17 protein-coding genes and 1 pseudogene are annotated in these 22,750 nt (G+C 31.5%); 14 read left to right on the top strand and 4 right to left on the bottom strand.

The window, feature by feature from the left end; translation table 11 throughout:
- Nucleotides 1-67: 67 nt before the first annotated feature.
- Nucleotides 68-2,464 (bottom strand): heavy metal translocating P-type ATPase, encoded by a 2,397-nt coding sequence (locus tag B4G36_RS00090; RefSeq protein WP_286495317.1) that lies wholly within the window; start codon nt 2,462-2,464, stop codon nt 68-70.
- Nucleotides 2,465-2,539: 75 nt separating this feature from the next.
- Between B4G36_RS00090 and B4G36_RS00085 the strand changes: the two genes are divergently transcribed.
- Complete coding sequence (locus tag B4G36_RS00085; RefSeq protein WP_125349884.1) at nt 2,540-3,247, top strand: Crp/Fnr family transcriptional regulator; 708 nt, start codon at nt 2,540-2,542, stop codon at nt 3,245-3,247.
- A gap of 58 nt (nt 3,248-3,305) precedes the next feature.
- Here B4G36_RS00085 and B4G36_RS00080 read toward each other — a convergent pair.
- Together B4G36_RS00080 and hflX are read right to left on the bottom strand one after the other, a co-directional pair.
- A pseudogene (locus B4G36_RS00080) lies at nt 3,306-3,949 on the bottom strand (DNA alkylation repair protein).
- A 356-nt stretch (nt 3,950-4,305) separates the two neighbouring features.
- On the bottom strand, nt 4,306-5,529 hold the full coding sequence (hflX, locus tag B4G36_RS00075) for a GTPase HflX (protein WP_221854272.1): 1,224 nt from the start codon (nt 5,527-5,529) through the stop codon (nt 4,306-4,308).
- Between the two features lie 404 nt (nt 5,530-5,933).
- On the opposite strand from hflX, the gene hisG reads away from it, so the two are divergent.
- The 13 genes from hisG (at nt 5,934) to B4G36_RS00010 (ending at nt 21,872) form a co-directional block, all read left to right on the top strand.
- Complete coding sequence (gene hisG, locus B4G36_RS00070; protein ID WP_291059680.1) at nt 5,934-6,791, top strand: ATP phosphoribosyltransferase; 858 nt, start codon at nt 5,934-5,936, stop codon at nt 6,789-6,791.
- Nucleotides 6,792-6,862: 71 nt separating this feature from the next.
- Nucleotides 6,863-8,149: a histidinol dehydrogenase gene (gene hisD / locus B4G36_RS00065; RefSeq protein ID WP_291059679.1), complete on the top strand. Its 1,287-nt coding sequence runs from the start codon at nt 6,863-6,865 to the stop codon at nt 8,147-8,149.
- 14 nt (nt 8,150-8,163) lie between these two features.
- On the top strand, nt 8,164-9,210 hold the full coding sequence (hisC, locus tag B4G36_RS00060; protein WP_291061094.1) for a histidinol-phosphate transaminase: 1,047 nt from the start codon (nt 8,164-8,166) through the stop codon (nt 9,208-9,210).
- Between the two features lie 75 nt (nt 9,211-9,285).
- The gene (hisB, locus tag B4G36_RS00055; protein ID WP_291061092.1) at nt 9,286-10,419 is read left to right on the top strand and encodes a bifunctional histidinol-phosphatase/imidazoleglycerol-phosphate dehydratase HisB; all 1,134 of its coding nucleotides are present in this window, start codon (nt 9,286-9,288) and stop codon (nt 10,417-10,419) included.
- A 111-nt stretch (nt 10,420-10,530) separates the two neighbouring features.
- A complete protein-coding gene (gene hisH / locus B4G36_RS00050) occupies nt 10,531-11,109 on the top strand; it encodes an imidazole glycerol phosphate synthase subunit HisH (protein ID WP_291061090.1) in 579 nt (192 codons plus the stop codon).
- A 19-nt stretch (nt 11,110-11,128) separates the two neighbouring features.
- Nucleotides 11,129-14,248 carry a S41 family peptidase gene (locus B4G36_RS00045; RefSeq protein ID WP_291061088.1) on the top strand — a complete coding sequence of 1,040 codons (3,120 nt, stop codon included), beginning with the start codon at nt 11,129-11,131 and terminating at the stop codon, nt 14,246-14,248.
- An 82-nt stretch (nt 14,249-14,330) separates the two neighbouring features.
- On the top strand, nt 14,331-15,044 hold the full coding sequence (gene hisA, locus B4G36_RS00040) for a 1-(5-phosphoribosyl)-5-[(5-phosphoribosylamino)methylideneamino]imidazole-4-carboxamide isomerase (RefSeq protein ID WP_291061086.1): 714 nt from the start codon (nt 14,331-14,333) through the stop codon (nt 15,042-15,044).
- 1 nt (nt 15,045) lies between these two features.
- Nucleotides 15,046-15,798, top strand: coding sequence for an imidazole glycerol phosphate synthase subunit HisF (gene hisF, locus B4G36_RS00035; protein ID WP_221854283.1), 753 nt, complete (start codon nt 15,046-15,048; stop codon nt 15,796-15,798).
- A complete protein-coding gene (gene hisIE, locus B4G36_RS00030; RefSeq protein ID WP_221854285.1) occupies nt 15,795-16,424 on the top strand; it encodes a bifunctional phosphoribosyl-AMP cyclohydrolase/phosphoribosyl-ATP diphosphatase HisIE in 630 nt (209 codons plus the stop codon). The genes hisF and hisIE overlap by 4 nt, the downstream gene beginning before the upstream one ends.
- Before the next feature lie 160 nt (nt 16,425-16,584).
- A complete protein-coding gene (locus B4G36_RS00025) occupies nt 16,585-18,048 on the top strand; it encodes an ankyrin repeat domain-containing protein (RefSeq protein ID WP_291061083.1) in 1,464 nt (487 codons plus the stop codon).
- Nucleotides 18,049-18,056: 8 nt separating this feature from the next.
- Complete coding sequence (locus B4G36_RS00020; RefSeq protein ID WP_125349871.1) at nt 18,057-18,548, top strand: DUF2271 domain-containing protein; 492 nt, start codon at nt 18,057-18,059, stop codon at nt 18,546-18,548.
- A gap of 1 nt (nt 18,549) precedes the next feature.
- A complete protein-coding gene (locus B4G36_RS00015) occupies nt 18,550-20,739 on the top strand; it encodes a PepSY domain-containing protein (protein ID WP_286495328.1) in 2,190 nt (729 codons plus the stop codon).
- Between the two features lie 128 nt (nt 20,740-20,867).
- Complete coding sequence (locus B4G36_RS00010) at nt 20,868-21,872, top strand: FAD:protein FMN transferase (protein WP_219033868.1); 1,005 nt, start codon at nt 20,868-20,870, stop codon at nt 21,870-21,872.
- Nucleotides 21,873-22,044: 172 nt separating this feature from the next.
- Here B4G36_RS00010 and B4G36_RS00005 read toward each other — a convergent pair whose 3' ends face one another.
- Nucleotides 22,045-22,632: a hypothetical protein gene (locus B4G36_RS00005; RefSeq protein ID WP_280062382.1), complete on the bottom strand. Its 588-nt coding sequence runs from the start codon at nt 22,630-22,632 to the stop codon at nt 22,045-22,047.
- Nucleotides 22,633-22,750: the final 118 nt, after the last annotated feature.

The raw sequence follows: 22,750 nt of genomic DNA, 5'->3' as shown, positions 1-22,750 counted from the left end.
TTACAAAGCCCTAAGTTCTTATCACAATGATTTTGGTCAGAGCAGTATGTATAACTCTAATTTAAAATCAATCTAAATTCCATTTTGTTAATTTATCTGCAATTCGGGTACTTGCCGTTGCAAAAATTAACACTGAAATAGAACTTATTGGCATCAATATAGCCGCTACAACTGGCTGTAAATAACCAGAAACAGCAAAACTAAGTCCAACAATATTATACAAGAAACTGATGAAAAAAGCAATTTTTACAAATTTCATCGTGGTCTTCGATAACTTCAAGAAATTTGGAATTGCCGAAAAACTTTTTGCATCCAAAATTCCATCACACGAAGGCGAAAAACTGTTAATATCCTCAGAAATAGAAATCCCTACTGTACTTTGTTTCAAAGCTCCAGCGTCATTCAATCCATCTCCAAGCATCATCACCTTCTTCCCTTCTTGTTCCAATTGTTTGATATATTCTAACTTATCAGTTGGCGATTGATTAAAAATCAATTTTGCATTGGCTGGAAAAATAGTTTCTAAATATTCTTTTTCAGAATCATTATCCCCAGACAAAACGTGTAACTGATATGTACCCAACTCTTTCAATAAACGATCTAAACCTTTTCGATATCGATTGGTATACACAAATTTACCAAAAACTTCTCCATCAATCGCTATAAAAACTTGAGATTGATTTAATCTATTTTCATTAAAAATAGCATTCGTAAAACTTCTCGAACCAACTTTTACTTGATGTCCATCTACATCAGCTTGCTGACCTTTTCCTACAATTTCTTCGTAATTAGAAATTGGCAAATGATCATCAACCGTCAACTTCTTATATAATGTACGGCTTAAAGGGTGATTAGAGTTTCTAATCAATGCTTTCACCAATTGCTTTTGATACTCAGAAAGTTCTTTACCCTCGTATTGCACTTGCGCTTCATCACTTTCCGTAATTGTACCCGTTTTATCAAAAACTACATCTGTAATTTTCTCCATTCTTTCGACTGTTGATGTATTTTTTACATAGAATTTCTTATTACCAAAAATACGCATCATGTGTCCCAAAATAAACGGAGAAGACAAACCTAACGCACAAGGGCAAGCAATAATTAAGATAGATGTAACAACTTCTAATATTTTTGACGAATCGTGGAAATACCAATAAACAGCAGAAATTGCTGTAATAATAAGAATGATTAATGTAAAATAATGACTGATTTTATTCGTCAAAGCATTCAACTCAGATTCTTCTTTCTGGAAAGCATCATTGTTCCATAATTGGGTTAAATAACTTTGATTAACATCCGAAATAATTTCCAACTCAATTGCATGACCAGATTGTTTTCCTCCAGCAAATATTTTGTCTCCAGCTTTTTTCTGAATCAAGCGAGATTCTCCCGTCACAAACGAGTTATCAATCATCGCTTCACCTTTCATCAAAATGGCATCAGCTGGAATAATTTCTTCATTTCTAATTAAAATTCGATCACCTTTTTTCAAATCAGCCAACAAAATTGGTTGTTCATAACCATTTTCTAATTTCGCAACTGCAATTGGATAAAACGATTTGTAATCTCGATCAAATGCCAACGCTTGCATTGTTTGTTGCTGAAACCATTTACCTGTCAACATCAAAAATAAAAGCATCGCTAATGTATCAAAGTAACCTGGCGAAATATCAAAAATGATATCATAAGTCGATTTAAACATAATCACAATAATTCCTAACGCAATTGGCACATCGATATTGATATATTTATTTTTCAGACCTTGCCAAGCCGAAACAAAATAATCGGTAGATGAATAAAAGAAAACAGGCAACGATAACGCGAACATTGTCCAACGGAAATATCCTTTGTTTTGATCTAACCATTGTTCTTTTACATTACCAAAAACTTCGACATATTCTGGAAAAGATAAAAGCATAATATTCCCAAAACAGAATCCTGCTATTACCAATTTGCTCACCAAAGAACGATCGACTTTGCTTTTTTTCTTTTTGTCTAATGTTTTTAGATTAATCGAAGGTTTGTAGCCTAAATTTGTAATAAATCTTGCCAAATCACCTAATTTCAAATCCGCATCACGATACGTAATCTGAACAGTTTTTTGTGTAAAATTGACATTAGAAGATATAATATTTGGGTTAATCGTATCCAAACTTTCTAACAACCAAACACACGAAGTACAGTGCATTACAGGTACATAAAAGGACACAACTGTAACGCCGTCATCTGAAAAATCGACAACTTTATCAAAGATTTCTTTTGTGTTTAAGAAATCAAATTGATGATTACTTTTTTCATCAGGACGCAAACCTGCATTACGATTAAGGTCGTAATAATCTTTTAGATTATTTACGTTTAAAATCTCGTAAACCGTTTTACAACCCTGACAACAAAAATCCTTTTCATCGAACTGAATAACCTCTTCTTCAATTCGTTGACCACAGTGAAAACAATTCTCTTCCATACTATTTTACAAAATTACTTTCCTTTTATCAGAATTAACGTTAACTTTGTATGAATTAAGTCATAACAACAAGATATGTCAGAGTTTAATGAGAATGTAGTATCGATTAAAGCGATGTTTGATAACCCAGAGTCTTTCGGGGTTTTTAGTAAGGAAGAATTATTGGAGTTTGAGCAAGAAAAGAAAATCATCAACCTAAAAAAAGGAGACGAAATTATACAGGAAGGTCACACACCAAAAGGTATATATTGCGTAATGAAAGGAACTGCTAAGTTGTTCAAAATTGGCTTTAATGGAAAAGAGCAAATTCTACGTTTTATCAACGAAGGTGACATTATCGGTTATCGCTCAATTTTAAGTCAAGAAGTTTTTGGCGCATCTGCAACTGCAATGACGCCAGTTGAAATATATTATATTCCAGAAAAATTCTTCTTAAAATTATTAGAAGTTAATCCAAAATTAGCTTTCAATATTTTACAAAGAATTGCAAAAGATTTGGGAGAATACGCCAGAACAATCACTTATTTAGCACAAAAAACAGTTCGCGAACGTTTGGCTGAAGTTTTAATTTTATTAGAAGGAAAATTAGGAACAGACAAAGACGGATTTATCAACATTTCGTTGACACGCGAAGAAATGGCTAATTTGATTGGAACAGCAACAGAATCTGCAATTCGTTTGATTTCTGAATTCAAAACTGATGAATTAATCGAAGTTGAAGGACGAAAAATCAAAGTTTTAGATCATCAAAAATTGACAAAATTAGGTCATGTTATTTTGTAAGAATTTATTCTTGATATAAAATCAAAAGTCGCTCACAGAGCGACTTTTTTTATGCAAATTATTTCAATTTCATATAATAATTTTTGAGAATTGGATCAATTTTTTCGAGCGCATATCTCAACGTTGTTCTTGGCATTTGCAACGTATATTCGTCCAAAAACTCAATCAACTTTTCTTCGTCCATTTTTCCCATTTCATGCAACATCCAACCATTTGCTTTGTGCATTAAATCGTGCGAATGATGAAGATTTTTCAACATAATTTCTGGAACAATTGAAAATGATTTTTGTTTGATAAAATATATCGTTGATACAATTGCGATTCGTTTTTCCCACAAATCTTCAGAATCCGCCAATTCAAAAAGTAATTCTTCTCGCTTTTGATGAAAACAATAATGGCCCAAAATTTTATAACAACTTATGTCAACCAAATCCAATTGTTGATTTGAGAAGTTTGAGCAAGATAAAAATCGATGATATCTTTTCTCACTTTTTCATCTTTTGATTTTTCGTACTTCGAAACCAACATCAACAAAGCAGTTAATCTGTATTCGTGAATATTAAAATTCAATAGATTTTCGATGTCATTTAACGAAACTTGTTGATAAAATTATTTCGCAATCAAACGCTGATTCGGAACAGAAATCCCGAGAAAAATATCTCCTTCGCCATATTCTCCTTTTCCAGTTTTGAAAAAACGCATCATAATCTTCGCTTTATCATCGTCCGCTAAATCTTGTAAAGTTGATTTTAATTGCTCTATCATATTTTATCAATTAGATGTTGATGTTAACAAAAAAAGAGTCCAAAAACTGAACTCTTATTTATTTTAAAATATTAAATATAAATTTCCTAACTTTAATACAAACTTACATTTATGAATTTCAAACACAAGCCTCTAATATTATTCTTCTTCCTGATTATAATAATCAATGGTCTTATAAAGTTGTATAATAATTTTCCTGAAAATTCAATGGGTCTTTATATTCAAATTGGATTATTATTTATGGTTATATTAATTCTAATTTTTAATCTTAAAAAATCTAAAAATTAAAACTATTATTCTTCCGAATCATTTTCTTCCTCATCGTAATATTGAAAAAGGAAATTATTATAAGGAAAACGTTTCATGTGAATTTCTTTCACTTCTTCATAAACCGTTTTTCGCAAATCTTCTAAATTATCTTTTTCCGTTGCCGAAATAAACAATGTCGGATAATCTGTTTTCGCCATCCACGTACGTTTCCAATCTTCTAACGAATAATTTTCAAATTTCTTTTCAGACAAATCATCTTCATCTTGTTTGATATAAGAAAAATTATCAATTTTATTGAAAACCATAATCGTTGGTTTTTCTTTCGACTCTATTTCAGCTAAAATTTGATTCACAGAATTCACATGATCCTCAAAACTCGCATGCGAAATATCCACAACATGCACCAACAAATCCGCTTCACGAACCTCATCTAATGTAGATTTGAACGATTCTACCAACTGTGTTGGCAACTTGCGAATAAACCCAACCGTATCCGTTAATAAGAAAGGTAAATTACCAATCACCACTTTTCGAACCGTTGTATCTAATGTTGCAAATAATTTATTTTCGGCAAAAACTTCGGACTTCGATAAGACATTCATCAACGTTGATTTCCCAACATTTGTGTACCCAACCAACGCAACGCGTACCAATGCTCCTCGATTTTTACGTTGAGTCGCCATTTGCTTATCTATTCCTTTCAATTTCTCTTTCAATAACGTAATTCGATCACGAATAATACGTCTATCCGTTTCAATTTCCGTTTCACCAGGACCACGCATACCAATCCCACCACGCTGACGCTCTAAGTGTGTCCACATTCGTGTTAATCGTGGTAATAAATATTGGTATTGAGCCAATTCTACTTGCGTACGTGCATATGAAGTTTGCGCTCGTTGAGCAAAAATATCTAAAATCAATTGTGTACGATCGATGATTTTTTTGTTGACAACTTTCTCAATATTTTTCAACTGAGAAGGCGTTAATTCATCATCAAAAATAACTGTATCAATATCATATTCTTCGACAAAAGCTGTGATTTCATCCAATTTCCCGCTTCCTACAAAGAATTTAGAATCAGGTTTGTCCATTCTTTGTGTAAAACGTTCTCCAACTGTCGCTCCAGCTGTATAAGCTAAGAACTCCAATTCATCCATATATTCCGTCAGTTTTTCTTCGGATTGTTCACGTGTAATCAATCCAACTAAAACTACTTTTTCGTATTGTGCTTCTTGTTTTTCTAACATATATTACTGCAAAAATAAAAGAAAGTTTTGGATGTAACCGAACTTTCTATAAAATATTGAGAATTAATCAAATCAATAAAACTTAATAAATATTTGAGTTCTTTTGGATAAAAATAGAAAAAAATAAGGTTTTCATAATTAATAACAAGTTTATTTACTAATTTTCAAAAAATCTATTGTCAATTAAAATTTCCTTTCTACATTTGTTCCAGCAAAAAAGTAAAATGTACCCAAATCAATTACATCATCATCACCATCATACTTGCACTCAAGCGAGCAGATAGTGGTATGTAATGATTTTATCACAATATCTAAATCCCGTTTGAGTAAATCGAACGGGATTTTTTGTTACTTCAAGATTTAATCATCGATTTACTCAAACTTTAAAATATAAAATATTAAAAATGAGTAAATTAAAAATAGCCATTCAGAAAAGCGGTCGATTAAGTGAAAAATCACTCGAATTATTGAAAGATTGCGGAATTAAAATCTCTACAAGTAATCGAAAATTAAGAACCGAATCTCCTAATTTCCCTATCGAAGTTTTATTCTTACGTGATGACGATATTCCGCAATATGTAGAACAAGGGGTTGCTGATATTGGTATTTTAGGTGAAAATGAAGTTTGGGAAAAAGATAAAAATGTCACTCAAATCCGTCAATTAGGATTCGCTGGCTGCAAACTTTGTTTAGCGATCCCGAAAGATGAAATTTATACAGATTTAAGTTATTTTCAAGATAAAAAAATTGCAACTTCTTATCCACGTATTTTAGTGAAATTCTTCCAAGAAAAAGGAATTAATGTCAAGATTGAAGAAATCGGAGGAAGCGTAGAAATTGCTCCAAGTATCGGTTTGGCAAATGCTATTTTTGATATCGTTTCTACAGGTTCTACTCTATTAACAAACGGTTTAAAACAAGTGGAAACGGTGGTTGAATCGCAAGCTGTTTTAATTTCTAATCAAAATCTCGATGCTGAAAAACAAGCTATTTTAGATCGTCTTTTATTTAGAATCGAAGCAGTAAAACAATCTTCTGAAAACAAATATATTTTATTAAACGCCCCAAACGAAAAGTTAGAAGAAATCATTGCTTTGTTACCCGGAATGAAATCTCCAACAGTTTTATCATTGGCCGAGAAAGGTTGGTCATCAATCCACACTGTCATTAAGGAAGATACTTTTTGGGACATCATCGAGCAATTGAAAGCTTTGGGTGCAGAAGGAATTTTAGTATTAGAAATTGAAAAAATGATTTTATAATTTTTGATTGACGATTTACAATTTACGATTCAATCGTAATTCGTAATTCTAAAATCGTAATTCGTAACAACATGCAAACATATATCAAACCTCAACTTTCAGACTGGTCTAAGTTAACAGCTCGACCAACGAAAGAAGCACAAGATTTACAAGAAATAGTTTTAGATATTTTTGGAAAAATTCAAAAAGAAAAAGATCAAGCATTAATTGATTTTACAGAAAAATTTGATCAAGTTAAGTTAACTTCTTTAGAAGTTTCTACTCAAGAAATTGAAGAAGCAAAAACTTTAATTTCTGAAGATTTAAAACAAGCAATTCAATTAGCAGCTTCTAATATTGAGAAGTTTCACGCTGAACAACCCGAAGAAATAAAAGTTATTGAAACAACAAGAGGTGTAAATTGTTGGAGAGAATCTCGCGGTATAGAAAATATTGGAATTTATATTCCTGGCGGAACAGCTCCGTTATTTTCTACGACATTAATGTTAGGAATTCCTGCTAAATTAGCTGGTTGCCAAAATATTATTTTATGTACACCTCCTAACAAAGAAGGAAAAATTCACCCAGCAATTTTGTATACTGCAAACTTAATCGGAATTGAAAAAATATATAAAGTTGGCGGAATCCAAGCGATTGGAGCTTTAACTTTTGGAACAGAAACAATCCAAAAAGTAGATAGAATTTTTGGACCGGGAAATCAATATGTAACAGCTGCGAAACAAGTGGCTCAAAACTTTGGTGTAGCTATTGATATGCCAGCTGGACCAAGTGAAGTTTTGGTGATTGCTGATGAAACTTCAGTTCCTAAATATGTCGCAGCCGATTTATTGTCACAAGCAGAACACGGAATCGATTCGCAAGTGATTTTATTAACAACGAATGAGCAAACATTAAACGAAACAATTGTTGAAATTAATGCTCAATTAGAAGTTCTTCCAAGAAAAGAATTAGCAACTAAAGCTCTAGAAAATTCAAGAGGAATTGTTCTAAATTCTATCGAAGAATGTGTAAATTTCTCGAATATTTACGCGCCAGAACATCTAATTTTTGCTTGCGAAACGGCTGACAATTACATCGAAAAAATTATTAATGCAGGTTCCGTTTTCTTAGGAAATTATTCGTGCGAATCAGCTGGTGATTATGCTTCAGGAACCAATCACACACTTCCTACAAATGGTTATGCAAAAAATTATTCAGGAGTTTCGTTTGATAGTTTTATCAAGAAAATCACGTTTCAGAAATTATCAGCAGAAGGAATTCAAAACATTGGTCCAGCAATCGAATTAATGGCTGAAGCCGAAGAGTTATTTGCTCACAAAAATGCAGTAACCTTAAGACTAAATGATCTAAAATCGTAAATCAAAAATCGTACATGAATTCATTCAACATAAATAACATCATTCGTCCTAACGTAAAAACGCTAAAAGCTTATTCATCAGCTCGTGACGAATTTCAAGAAATAAATGACGATTTCGTTTTCTTGGATGCGAACGAAAATCCTTTCAATAATGGATTGAATCGTTATCCTGATCCTTTACAACGTAATGTAAAATCGATTTTAAGTGAAATCAAAAACTTTCCTGCAAATCAGATTCTATTAGGAAATGGAAGTGACGAAGTGTTAGATTTAATTTTCCGAGCATTTTGCGAACCGAATCAAGATAATGTTATTGCGATTTCACCTTCCTATGGAATGTATGGTGTTTTAGCGAATTTAAACGCTATTGAATACCGAAAATCGTTATTAAACAAAGAAGATTTTCAACCAAACATCGAAGATATTTTCTCGAAAGTAGATGAACATACAAAAATGATTTTTTTATGTTCACCTAATAATCCAACAGGAAAAATCATCAAAAGAGAAACTATTTTAGAAATTGTGAATCGTTTCAATGGCTTAATAATTATCGACGAAGCTTATATCGATTTCGCTACGGGAGTTTCTTGGATAAAAGAAATCAAAAATTATCCTAATGTAATTGTTACACAAACTTTATCGAAAGCGGTTGGTTTGGCAGGAATCCGTTTAGGAATTTTGTATGCTTCACAAGAAATTGTGGATGTTTTAAACAAGATCAAACCGCCTTATAATATTAATCAATTAACACAATTAAAAGCGATTGAAATTTTAAGCGATTACGATAAAGTGATAGCTGTTACAAATACAATTATCGAACAAAAAGAAGTTTTAGAAACTGCTTTAACTGAAATTTCATTTGTAGAAAAAATCTATCCAAGCGATGCGAATTTCATTTTGATTAAAGTTGATAATGCAAACGAACGTTACAATCAATTGGTCGAAAAAGGAATTGTCATTCGTAATCGAAACAACGATGATTTGTGTCAAAATTGTTTAAGAATAACGATTGGAACAGAAGAGGAAAACCAAAAATTAATACAAACACTTAAAATAATTTAATTTATGATTCTTGAATTACGATTGACGATTTCTGTCATTCATAAATCAAAAATTGTAAATCGTAAATATAAAATTATGAAGAAATTACTATTCATAGACCGCGATGGAACCATAATTTTAGAGCCTGAAGATTATCAAGTTGACAGCTTTTCTAAATTAGAATTCTATCCAGAAGCATTTACTTATTTAGGTAAAATTGCAAAAGAATTGGACTACGAATTAGTTATGGTGACCAACCAAGATGGTTTAGGAACGCCTTCTAATCCTGAAGAATTATTTTGGCCAATACAAAATTTCGTAGTGAAAGCATTCGAAAATGAAGGCGTGAAATTCGAGGGTATTTACATTGATAAAACTTTTGCTCATGAATATGCGCCAACGCGTAAACCTGGAACGGCTTTATTAACAAAGTATATCAATAACCCTGAATATGATTTAACAAATTCGTTTGTGATCGGTGATCGAATAACGGATGTTAAATTAGCTCAAAATATTGGTGGAAAAGGAATTTTTATCGCGAATGATGAGGCTTTAGGCGCTAACGAAATCAAAGACAATGAAGGTTTGAATGAAACGATTGCTTTAAAAACAACTTCATGGAAAGAGATTTACGAGTTCTTAAAACTTCAAAATCGCACTGCTTCAATTGTTCGTAATACGAATGAAACAAAGATTAAAATTGATTTAAATCTTGACGGAACAGGAAAATCGGATATTTCGACAGGAATTCACTTTTTCGATCATATGTTAGATCAAATCGCTCGTCATGGACAAATGGATTTAGTGATAAAAGTGGATGGAGATCTAGAAGTGGACGAACACCACACGATTGAAGATACAGCAATTGCTTTAGGTGAAGTTTTCGCGCAAGCGTTAGGAAATAAATTAGGTATCGAACGTTACGGATTTACTTTACCAATGGACGATTGTTTAGCGCAAGCAGCAATTGACTTTGGAGGAAGAAATTGGTTGGTTTGGGAAGCAGATTTTAAACGTGAAATGATTGGTCAAATGCCGACTGAAATGTTCTATCACTTTTTCAAATCATTTACAGACGGTGCAAAAGCAAACTTAAATATCAAAGCGGAAGGCACAAACGAACATCACAAAATTGAAGCGATTTTCAAAGCCTTTGCCAAAGCCATAAAAGTAGCGGTTAAGCGCGATCTAGAAAAAATGATTTTACCATCAACAAAAGGACTTTTGTAGACTTAAGTCTTAAGGTATAAGTTCTAAGGATTTTCTTATCCTTATGCCTTACGACTTAGAACTTAGAACTTAGAACTTAGAACTTAGAACTTAGAACTTAGAACAAAAAAAATGATAGCAATAGTAAAATACAATACAGGAAATGTAAAATCGGTGTACAATGCAGTAACTCGTTTGGGATACAAAGCAATAATTACGGACGATTTTGAAACCTTACAAAATGCAGATAAAGTAATTTTTCCAGGTGTTGGAGAAGCAAGTTCCGCAATGAATTATTTAAAAGAAAAAGGATTAGATAAAGTCATTAAGAACTTAAAACAACCAACATTAGGAATTTGTTTGGGTCAACAATTAATGTGCGCTTATTCGGAAGAAGGAAATACCGATTGTTTAGGAATTTTCCCTATTCAAGTGAAATTATTTCCTTCGACAGAAATCGTTCCTCACATGGGCTGGAATACGATTTATGACTTAAAAACACCTTTGTTTAACGAAGTAGAAGAGAACTCCAACATTTATTATGTACATAGTTTTTATTGCGAGAATTCAGAATACACGATCGCGAAAACAGACTATATTTTAGAATATTCAACAGCTTTACATAAAGATAATTTTTACGCAACTCAATTTCACCCAGAGAAATCTGCAGGAATAGGAGAACAAATACTAAAAAACTTTCTAAGTTTATAGTAATTATAAATTCACACACATGAAAAAAATAGTTTTTACTTTACTTAGTGCTTTTGCAATTTCGCAAGTTTCTGCTCAGGAAAAAGTGTATTTCACTTCTACTCCTTCTTTAAGTCCAGATGCTAAAACGGTTTATTTTAGTTACGATGGCGACATTTGGTCAACCGATATAAATGGCGGGAATGCATCAAGAATCACAGCTTTAGAAGGTGAAGAAATTAATCCTCGTGTTTCACCAGATGGAAAATGGTTGGCATTCAGTTCTAATCAATACGGGAATTACGATATTTATGTGATGCCTATAAATGGTGGACAAATCAAGCAATTGACGTTTCATCAAGCCAAAGACGAAGTCGAAAGTTGGAGCTGGGATAGTAAATCGATCTATTTTACATCAAATCAAAATAATGGATTTGGAAGTTTTAAAATTGATTTAGATGGAAAAACACCAGAAGCGCTTTTTACAAATTATTTCAACACAACAAATGGTTTAGTAGAAACTCCTCAAGGCGAATATATTTTCACAAATTCATCTGAAAGTGCAAGTCAAGTTACACGAAAAAGATACAAAGGAGAAAATAATCCAGATTTATTAGGATATAATCCAACCACAAAAAGTTATAAACAATATACCGATTACAACGGAAAAGATTTTAATCCAACAGTTGATAAAAATGGAATTATCTATTTTATTTCGGACGAAAATAATGGCGAATACAACTTATATCAGTTAACAAATGGTAAAAAAGAAGCGTTAACAAAATTTGAAACTTCGATCAAGAAACCTTTTGTTTCGGCTGATGGTTCAAAAGTTGTTTTCGAAAAAGATTATCAATTATTTGTTTACGATGTAAAAGCTAAAACCTCGAAACCACTTACAATTAATGTTAATTCTAATAAATCTTTAGAAAAAGAACAAAATTTTGAAGTTGAAAATAATATTGATTATTTTGATATTTCTCCCGACGGAAATAAAATGGCTTTTGTAAGCAGAGGAATTATTTTTGTTTCGGATAATGAAGGAAAGTTTATCAATCAAATTTCTGATGGAAAAGAACGTGTTTTAGAAGTAAAATGGTTAAAAGACAATAAAAATTTAATATTCAACCAAACCTATAAAGGTTACCAAAATTGGTTTAAAATTTCGGCAGATGGAAAAGGAAAAGTTGAACAATTAACTTCTGATTTAAGAAATAATCGAGACATTACATTCAACAATGATTTATCACAAGCTGTTTATTTAAGTGGAGGCGATGAAGTAAGATTATTAGATTTGAAATCACTTAAATCATCAACAATTGTTAAAGATGAAATTTGGGCTTTCCAAAATTCAAAACCATCTTTTTCTCCAAATGATGAATATGTGTTATTCTCTGCAAAACGCAATTTCGAGTTAGATATTTTTATTCACAACATCAAAAAAAATACAACTGTTAATTTAACTAATACTGGTGTTTCCGAAGTCGATCCTACTTGGTCTCCAGACGGAAAATACATTTATTTTTCAAGTGATAGAAAAAACCCATCCTATCCTTTGGGAATGCAAGAATCAAGTATTTATCGCGCTTCTTTAGATTGGTTTGACCAAGCTTATAAATCAGAAAAATTTGATAATTTATTTGTAGAAGAAAAAAAGGTTGAGAAGAAAGAGAAAAAAGAAGAAAAGAACGACTTTAAAGCATTAACTATTAATCCAGAAGGATTCTTGGAACGAATTGAATTGGTAACAGACCGTTTTGGATATCAGACAAATCCTTTTGTTTTTGCGGATGATAAAAAGCAATTTTTATTCTATAAAACCAATCAAGAAAATGGTAAATTTCAGTTATACAGAAAAACAACCACTGATTTTGAAGAAGATAAAACAGATAAAATATTCAACAAAGGCGCTGATTTTATCGTAAAAAATGAGAAAAATCTTTATGCTTTAATCGATAATTCTGTTTACAAATTTGGCATTAGTTCTACAAATCCTGAAAAAGTTAGTATTAAATATAATTTCAATAAAAACTTGGCTTCAGAATTCAATCAAATGTACGAAGAAGCTTGGGCTGGAGTAGAAGAAAATTTCTATGATGAGAATTTTCACGGAATCGATTGGAAAGCGAAAAAAGAGCAATACGCAACGTTTTTACCTTATGTTAACAATCGAAATGATTTAAGAATTTTGTTAAATGATATGCTAGGTGAATTGAATTCTTCGCATTTAGGTTTTTCATCTTTCGGAAAAGAAGAAAGTCGAAAATTGAATTATTTCACAAACGAAACGGGAATTATTTTCAAGAAAGATCAACCTTTTACAGTTGAAAAAATCTTACGAAAATCTCCTGCTTTCCTTAAAAATGTTGATGTTCAAGAAGGTGATATTTTAGTAAGTGTGAATGGACAAAAAATCGATCAAAACCAAAATCGTGAAACTTATTTTACAACACCTAAAAAATTAGAAGAATTAACTCTTGAATTTGACCGAAAAGGAAAAACAATTTCGACGAAGATTCATCCTATTTCAAATAATGAATTGAAATCGCTTTTATATGATGAATGGATTTATGAAAATCGTCAGCGTGTAAAAAAATTAAGCAACGATAGAATCGCTTATTCGTATATGAAAAATATGTCTACTTCTGAATTGGATGTGTTTTTATTAGACATGGTAGAACAAGAGAATAGAAAAGATGGTGTCATTTTAGATTTACGTTTCAATACAGGTGGAAATGTGCATGATAAAGTCTTGAACTTTTTATCGCAAAGACCTTATTTGAAATGGAAATATCGTGAAGGACAATTAACTGTTCAACCGAATTTTGCACCTTCAGGAAAACCAATTGTTTTATTAATTAACGAATACTCATTAAGCGATGCTGAAATGACAGCTGCAGGATTCAAAGCCTTAAAATTAGGAAAAATCATTGGTCAAGAAACGTATCGTTGGATCATTTTCACTTCTGGAAAAGGATTAGTTGATGGCTCATTTTATCGTTTACCAAGTTGGGGAACTTATACTTTGGACGGACAAAATTTAGAAAAAACTGGAGTTAAACCTGACATTTATATTAAAAATACGTTCTTAGATCGATTAGAAAATAAAGACCCACAATTGGAACGTGCAATCCAAGAGATCATGAAAGAATTAAAATAATTTACGAAGGTTAATTTACGAATTACGATTGTTTCTTAATCGTAATTCGTAATTCCAAAATCGTAAATCTGACATAACAGTTATGAGAATCATCCCAGCTATAGATATTATCGACGGAAAATGCGTACGATTGTCACAAGGCGATTACGATACAAAAAAAATATACAACGAAAATCCGTTGGAAGTAGCAAAAGAGTTCGAGGATTATGGTATCGAATATTTGCACTTGGTAGATTTAGATGGAGCTAAATCAAAACAAATCATTAATTATAAAACGTTAGAATTAATTGCTTCTAAAACCAATTTAAAAGTTGATTTTGGAGGTGGAATTAAAGCAGATCAAGATATTAGAATTGCTTTTGAATGTGGCGCAAACCAAATTACTGGAGGAAGTATTGCGGTTCAAAATCCAACATTATTTCAAGAATGGATTTCACAGTATGGAAGCGATAAAATCATTTTAGGTGCAGATGCTAAAGATCGAAAAATAGCAACACATGGTTGGTTAGAAACGTCAGAACTAGATGTGATAGATTTTATTCAAGAATATAAAACCAAAGGTATTGATTATGTGATTTGTACAGACATCGCGAAAGACGGAATGTTAGAAGGAACTTCAAACGATTTATATGCAGAAATTTTAGCGACTTCGGAGGTCAAATTAATTGCTTCTGGTGGCGTTTCTTCAATCGATGATCTAATCAAAATAAAAGAATTAGGCTGCGAAGGAGCAATTCTTGGAAAAGCGATTTACGAAGGGAGAATTCAATTGAAAGACTTAAAAAAATTGTACTAATATGCTGAAGAAAAGAATCATACCATGTCTCGACATCAAAGATGGACGAACAGTAAAAGGTATAAATTTCGTTGGATTACGCGATGCGGGAGATCCAGTGGAATTGGCAAAAAAATATGTAGAAGAAGGCGCTGATGAATTGGTGTTTTTGGATATTACAGCCACATTAGAAAAGCGTAAAACTTTAGCTGAAATGGTTGAAAAAATTGCTTCAGCGATTAATATTCCGTTTACAGTTGGTGGCGGAATTAATTCTGTGGAAGATGCTTCGGCGGTCATCAAAGCTGGTGCAGATAAAGTTTCCGTTAATTCTTCGGCTGTCAAAAATCCTCAATTAATTGCAGATTTAGCAGCTCGATTTGGATCGCAATGTGTAGTCGTTGCAGTAGATACTCGCGATGGAAATGGGACACAAAAAGTTTTCGTAAGCGGTGGAAAAATTGAAACCGAATGGGAAACGTTAGATTGGGTCAAAAAAGTAGAAGAATTAGGTGCTGGCGAGATTCTGTTAACGTCTATGGATGGCGATGGAACAAAAGCTGGTTTCAAAATTGATATTACAAAAGCGGTTGCTGATGCTGTAAATCTTCCAGTAATTGCTTCTGGTGGAGCAGGAAAAATGGAGCATTTTACAGAAGTTTTTACCCAAACCAAAGCAAGTGGTGGATTGGCTGCAAGTATTTTTCACTTTGGTGAAATTTCGATTCCAACACTTAAAAGTTATTTAAAAGAACAAAATATTCCGATACGATGAACATCGATTTCAATAAAAGTAACGACGGATTAGTTCCCGTTATTATTCAAAATTATCTTAACAACAAGGTTTTGATGTTAGGTTATATGAACGAAGAAGCTTTTAACAAAACCCAAGAAATTGGAAAAGTGACCTTTTATTCTCGTTCAAAAAATAGATTATGGACAAAAGGTGAAGAATCAGGCAACTTTTTAGAAGTAAAATCTATCGCAGTTGATTGCGATAACGATACGATTTTAATCAAAGCAAAACCTTTTGGACCAACTTGTCATACGGGTTCTACGACTTGTTTTAAAGAAGAAACCAACCACGGATTTGTATATGAATTAGAACAAACCATTAACGATAGAATTGATTTAGACAACGATCCAGATTCGTATACTAACAAATTATTCAAAAGAGGAATCAATAAAGTTGCGCAAAAAGTAGGTGAAGAAGCAGTCGAATTGGTAATTGAAGCCAAAGACAACAACGATGATTTATTTATTAATGAAGCCGCGGATTTAATGTATCATTATTTAATTTTATTAAAAGCCAAAGGTTTCAAATTAGAAGATGTTGAAAACATTTTGAAATCAAGAGAAAACCGTCCAAGACGAGCTGAATTAAGTCGTTTAGAAATATAAAAGATTGCAGATTAGCAATCTTTTTTGTTTTCAAAAAACTGATGTTTAGCAGAATTAGCCAAATTTATTTGATTTAATTAGAATTAATATAAATAAAAATAATACTTTTGAAATCAAATTAAAATTAGTCTAAATAATCATTACAATATATTCTATTCATATGAAAAAATTATTCATTTCTGCTGCTATCCTTGTCGCTTCATTTATTCAAGCTCAAACGAACACGTTGATGGACGCTGGTTTTTGGAAAAATAATCCTACAATAGAAACTGTAAAAACTGAAATTTCGAAAGGAAATAGTCCTTCTTTTCAAAATGGTGGTTTCTTTGATCCAGTTGTAGTAGCGATTAACAACAAAGCAGATTTTAATGTGACTAAATTTTTAATTGAACAAGAAGGAAATTCTGTTGATAAAAAAACGCATCACTCAAGAATTTATCTTCAATGGGCTGCTGCTGCGGGGAATTTAGAATTAGTAAATTATTTATTAGCCAAAGGTTCTGATGTTCATTACAAAGATAGCCATGGTTACGATGTAATTACATATGCAGCAAGTGCTGGAAATCAGAATATCGCAGTTTACGATGCGTTGATTAAAGCTGGTGCCAATCCAAAAATTAAAGGAGAAGATGGTTCAAACTTAATCATGCAAGCGATTGCGAATGATGATGATTTAAAAGTTACAGAATATTTTATTTCAAAAGGTTTATCATTAAGTGATAAAGACGCTAATGGACGTACTGTAGCAGATTATGCTGCAAAATTAGGAAACTTATCAATCATAGATAAATTAATCGCGAAAGGAATTAAACCTACTGATCAAGCTTTATTTTTTGCCACACAAGGTTCGAGAACAAAAGAAAATGGCGTAGAAGTTTTCCAAGAATTAATTACAAAATATAAATTAAACCCGAAAGCGTTAAATCCAGACGGACAAACATTATTACACGCTTTGTCTCGCAGAGGAAACTCAGAAACAATCAACTTTATCTTATCAAAAGGTGTTGATGCGAAAATTGCTGATAAAGAAGCAAACACTGCATTAATGGTGGTTGCTGGAGGAAAAAATACAGATTTAATCAATACATTTTTATCAAAAGCAAACAATGTAAATGCGGTTAATAAAAATGGTGAGTCAGCTTTAACGAAAGCTGTTGCTTCTGGTACATCTCAAATCGTTTCTTTATTGTTAGAAAAAGGCGCTAAAGCTTATATTGTAGATAAAGATGGAAATAATTTGGCTTATTATTGGTTCAATTCTTTCAAACCAAATGATGAATCATTCGCAGAAAAACAAGCTTTATTAACAAATGCAAAAGTTGATTTTAAAGCTACTCAAAGCAAAGGTGCAACTTTGTTACACATCGCTGTTGATAAAGGAAATGTAAATTTGGTGAAAAAAGCGATTGAATTAGGTGTGAATCTTAATACACAAGATGAAGACGGAAATACAGCGTTACACAAAGCAGCTTTGATTGCGAAAGATGATGCAATCTTAAAAACTTTGGTTGCTGCTGGAGCGAAAAAAGATATTAAAACAGAATTTGACGAAACAGCTTATGATTTGGCTGGAGAAAACGAATTCTTAAAGAAAAATAATGTGTCTATTGACTTTTTAAAATAATAAAGGAGATGAAATTTAACTTAATCAAAAAATTAGTTGGATTAGTTGTAATCTTAATGGCAACTGCCACTTTTGCACAAACAACAAAATACAAAACAATGATTCAGATGAATAATTACACGGGAAAAGAAGCCTATGTAGTGATTTCATTAATCAATCCAAAAGGACAATACGAAAAAACTTTAGGTGTTTTGGGAACAGATAACGAGTGGTATAACACGTTAAAAGAATGGCACAAATTTAATAGTAAGAAAAAAGAAAAATTAAACGGAATTACAGGTGCTTCAGTTGCTGGAGGAGCGAGAGCGACACGTGTCATCGAGTTTGATACTGCAAAATTGAATAAAGGATACAAATTACGTTTTGAATCTGCTGTAGAAACTCAAAAATACGTCGCAAAAGATGCTGAAGTTGCATTAAATTCTTCGGATTTAGACAACAAAGCAGGTATCAAAGGTTCAGTTTATATTAAAGCCGTACGTTTTATAAAAGTTCAATAAAATGACATTATCTATTTGGAGATATGCGCATTTGAGTCTTGCAATTTTATCTTCAGCATTTTTAGTTATTCTATCTATCACAGGAGTAATTTTGGCTGTTGATGCAATAAACGAAAAATCGCCCGCATACAAAGTAGAAAATTTCGATAACATAACACTCGCGCAAGTTTTACCAACTTTGCGCGAGCATTATTTTGAAATAATAGAAGTAAAAGTTGATCACAATGATTTTGTGACAATTGATGCGATGGACGAAGATGGAAATTCGATCAAATCTTACATTGATCCTACAACAGGAAAAAAGATTGGTGAGATTGTTCCAAAAAGTGATTTCATCAATTGGGTCACAGCCTTGCACCGTTCATTATTTCTAAAAGAAACAGGACGAGCAATTGTTGGTGTCGTATCTTTTTTATTGATGTTAATTTCAATAAGTGGATTAATCTTAATCGTAAAACGTCAACAAGGAATTCTAAATTTCTTTATAAAAGTTAACAAAGACTCCTTTTCACAATATTTTCATGTTGTAACTGGACGTTGGTTATTAATTCCAGTTTTAATCATTGCATTAACAGGAACATTGATTTTCTTAGCGCGATTAGAACCTTTAGTTGGTCAACCAAAAGAAATTGAGCATCAAGTCAAAGAAAATTTACAACCAAAAGATTTAAAAGACATTGAATTCTTCAAAAACACAAAATTAAGTAGTGTTGAAAAGATTGAATTTCCTTTTATTCCAGATGATGAAGCAGAACCATTTATCGTTCATTTAAGAAAAAAATCGGTTTCGGTTAATCAAGTAAATGGAGCGATTATTTCAGAATCGTTGAATCCTTATTCAGCAATTGTAGAAAAATTCAATATCGATTTACATACAGGTCGCACCAATGTTATTTGGGCAGCGATTTTAGGAATTGCTTCGCTTAACATTTTATTCTTTATTTGGTCAGGATTTGTAATTACGTTCAAACGTACAAAAACGAAAATTGGCAAAAATAAATATAAAGCCAACGAAGCTGAAATTATCCTTTTAGTTGGTTCAGAAAATGGTGCAACTGTTGGATTTGCTTCAAAAATTCAAGAGCAATTTTTAGCAAACGGAAAAAAATCATTCATTGCTCAGATGAATCAATATGAAATTTATCCAAAAGCAAAACAACTCATCATTTTTACCTCAACTTATGGAATTGGTGATGCGCCTGCGAATGCTAAGAAATTTGAACAATTAATCACACAATTTCCACAAAACCAATCCATCGAATTTTCTGTTGTAGGATTTGGATCAAGAGCATATTCAGATTATTGTGGCTATGCAGTTAAAGTTGACAAATGGTTGAATGATCAAAAATGGGCTACTCAATTATTGGATTTGAAAACAGTAAATGATAAATCGCCGGAAGAATTCACAAATTGGGTCATTGCATACAAAGAAACGACAGATATTCCGTTAGCAACAACGCCTGCGATGTATGTTGGAAAAGCACCAGAACTGAAAAATGTTAAGGTTATTTCTACCACTAAAATCACACAAGAAGATGCTACATTTAAAGTTATTTTAGATGTAAAAGAGAAATTCAAATCTGGAGATTTATTAGCAATTTATCCCGAAAGTGATCACAAAGAACGCTTATATTCGGTTGGAAAAGTAGATAATAAATTACAGTTAATTGTAAAATTGCATGAGTTTGGATTAGGTTCTCAATATTTATATAATTTGGTTCAAAATTCTACGATTAAAGCTCGAATTGTAAAAAATAAAGCCTTTAGATTTCCAAAAGCTTCAAAAGTTGTGATGATTGCAAACGGAACAGGAATTGCACCTTTTCTTGGGATGATTGATGAGAATTCAAAAAATATTGAAACGCATTTATACTGTGGTTTCAGACATGATAATGAAACAACAAAATCTTATCAAGAATTTGCTACGAAACAAATTTTTACGAATCATTTGAGTCAATTTCACATTGCATTTTCTCGTGAAGAAAATAAACAGTATGTGATGGATTTAGTCAATCGTGATGCTAAATTCTTTGCTGAAACATTACAAAATGGTGGAATTCTTATGATTTGTGGTGCTCTCACAATGCAACATGATGTAGAGAAAGTTTTGGAACAAATCTGTCAAGAACATTTGAATAAATCATTCGAAGAATTCAAAACAAATGGGCAATTTTTGACGGATTGTTACTAGAAAAATAATTTTGATGCAATCCTAAAACAAGTTCAGAATAACCTAATACCTGTCATACCGAGCTTGTCGAGGTATCTTTAAGCTTTATACTTTTCGATAAACTCAGAATAACAAATGAATAAACCAAAATGAAATTCATTCTAAAAAATATATTCACTTTTATACTATTGTATGTTCTAACTCCGATGAATGCTCAAACGGTTGGAGTTAGAGATACAATTTTAATGGGAAGTAAATTCAAAATTACATTGGTTGATTCCGATTCTATTTCCGTTGAAAAAAACATCAATAAAGCAATTGATGAAATGATTAGAATTGAGAATTTGATTTCTGACTGGAAACCAACTTCGCAAGTTTCTCTTGTCAATCAAAATGCAGGAATAAAGGCGATAAAAGTAGATCGAGAAGTTTTTGACTTAACAAAGCGTGCGATTTATTTTTCGCAACTAACCGATGGTGCTTTTGACATTAGCTTTGCGGCAATGGACAAAATATGGAAATTTGATGGTTCAATGGAAAAGATTCCAACTCAGGAAGAGATTTCAAAAGCCATCGAAAAAATCGGTTATCAAAACATTATTTTAGATGAAGAAAATTCAACAATATTCTTAAAAAAAGCTGGAATGAAAATCGGTTTTGGTTCAACAGGAAAAGGTTATGCAGCACAAAAAGCACGAACTTTCATGCAAGACTTAGGAATACAAGCGGGTATAATTGATGCTTCTGGTGATATGACAACTTGGGGAAATCAACCAAATGGAGAACCTTGGAAAATTGGAATTACAAATCCATTTAATCGACATAAAATGTTGGATATTCTCTCAATGAAAAATGCTGCTGTTACGACTTCTGGTGATTACGAAAAATTTATTTTGATTGATGAAGTTCGCTATTCACACATTATTAATCCCAAAACTGGTTATCCTTCAACAGGATTAACAGGGGTTACAGTTATTGGGACGGATGCTGAAATGTGTAATGGTTTTAGCACTTCTATCATGGTTTTAGGAAAAGAAAAAGGATTGAATTTTATCAATCAACAAAAAGATTACGCTGCTCTTTTGATTACAGATAAAGGAAAAATTATTCGTTCAAAAAACTACAAGAAGATTAAACGAAAACTTGAGAAATAACACTTAAAAATGGTGATTTAGATATGCAGTTTCAACGTAAAAATGCTCCTTACAAAGAAGTTTCTGAATCAATTTTATTTATCCAAAACAGCACTTTCGCAATATCAATAATTTAGCCTAAATTATTTAGGTGTATAATAATGTTTAGTAGATTATTTTTATTGAAAAAGTATTATTTCATTTTTAATAATTCTTCTTTAAAATCCTTATATAAAATGTTATATGTTTTTAATAATTGCTCATCTTGTGTTGTCGACGATGTTGAATATTCATATGATATTTTTATTCTAGACATCGACTCTTTAGAGTATAATACTTTTCTTTTTTCTATATCTATTAATTGTAAAATAACGTGGTACTCTCTCTCTTTATTTTTTTCATATGTAGTTATAGATGTGAAATTTTTTTGAGCTAAAATACTAGGCTTTAAAATAGTTTGAATTAGTAATATATATTCACTTTTTGTTTCATTTCTAATTATATCCAATTGTTCATCATTTAAATGAAAAATAAATTTCTCATTACTAAATTCTAGAAAACTTGGATTCAATAAAATATTTTTAATAATATTAGAAAAATCTGAATCTACTTTATTAGAAAAATCAACTCCTACTGAATAAAAATTATTCTTTATTAAAACAAATTTATCTTCTTCTTTTATAGAAAAATTATTTAAGTTTTTTTCTGTATGTAAATAATATTTAGGCGTAACTAAACATGAAGAGAATATAACAAATGATAGATAAATCAAATATTTCATTTTTTTATTAAATATAATTACAATTTACCCGTTGTGCATTTTGATTACTAAATAATAAAGTTGTTCATTTGATTGAAAATCAGTAAATTGCTTTAACCACAAAACATTTACAATGAAC

Origin of the sequence: Empedobacter sp. UBA3239, from assembly GCF_002362875.1 — a bacterium.
In the GTDB taxonomy this organism is placed as follows: domain Bacteria; phylum Bacteroidota; class Bacteroidia; order Flavobacteriales; family Weeksellaceae; genus Empedobacter; species Empedobacter falsenii_B.
This window is presented reverse-complemented; position numbering and strand designations above follow the sequence as displayed.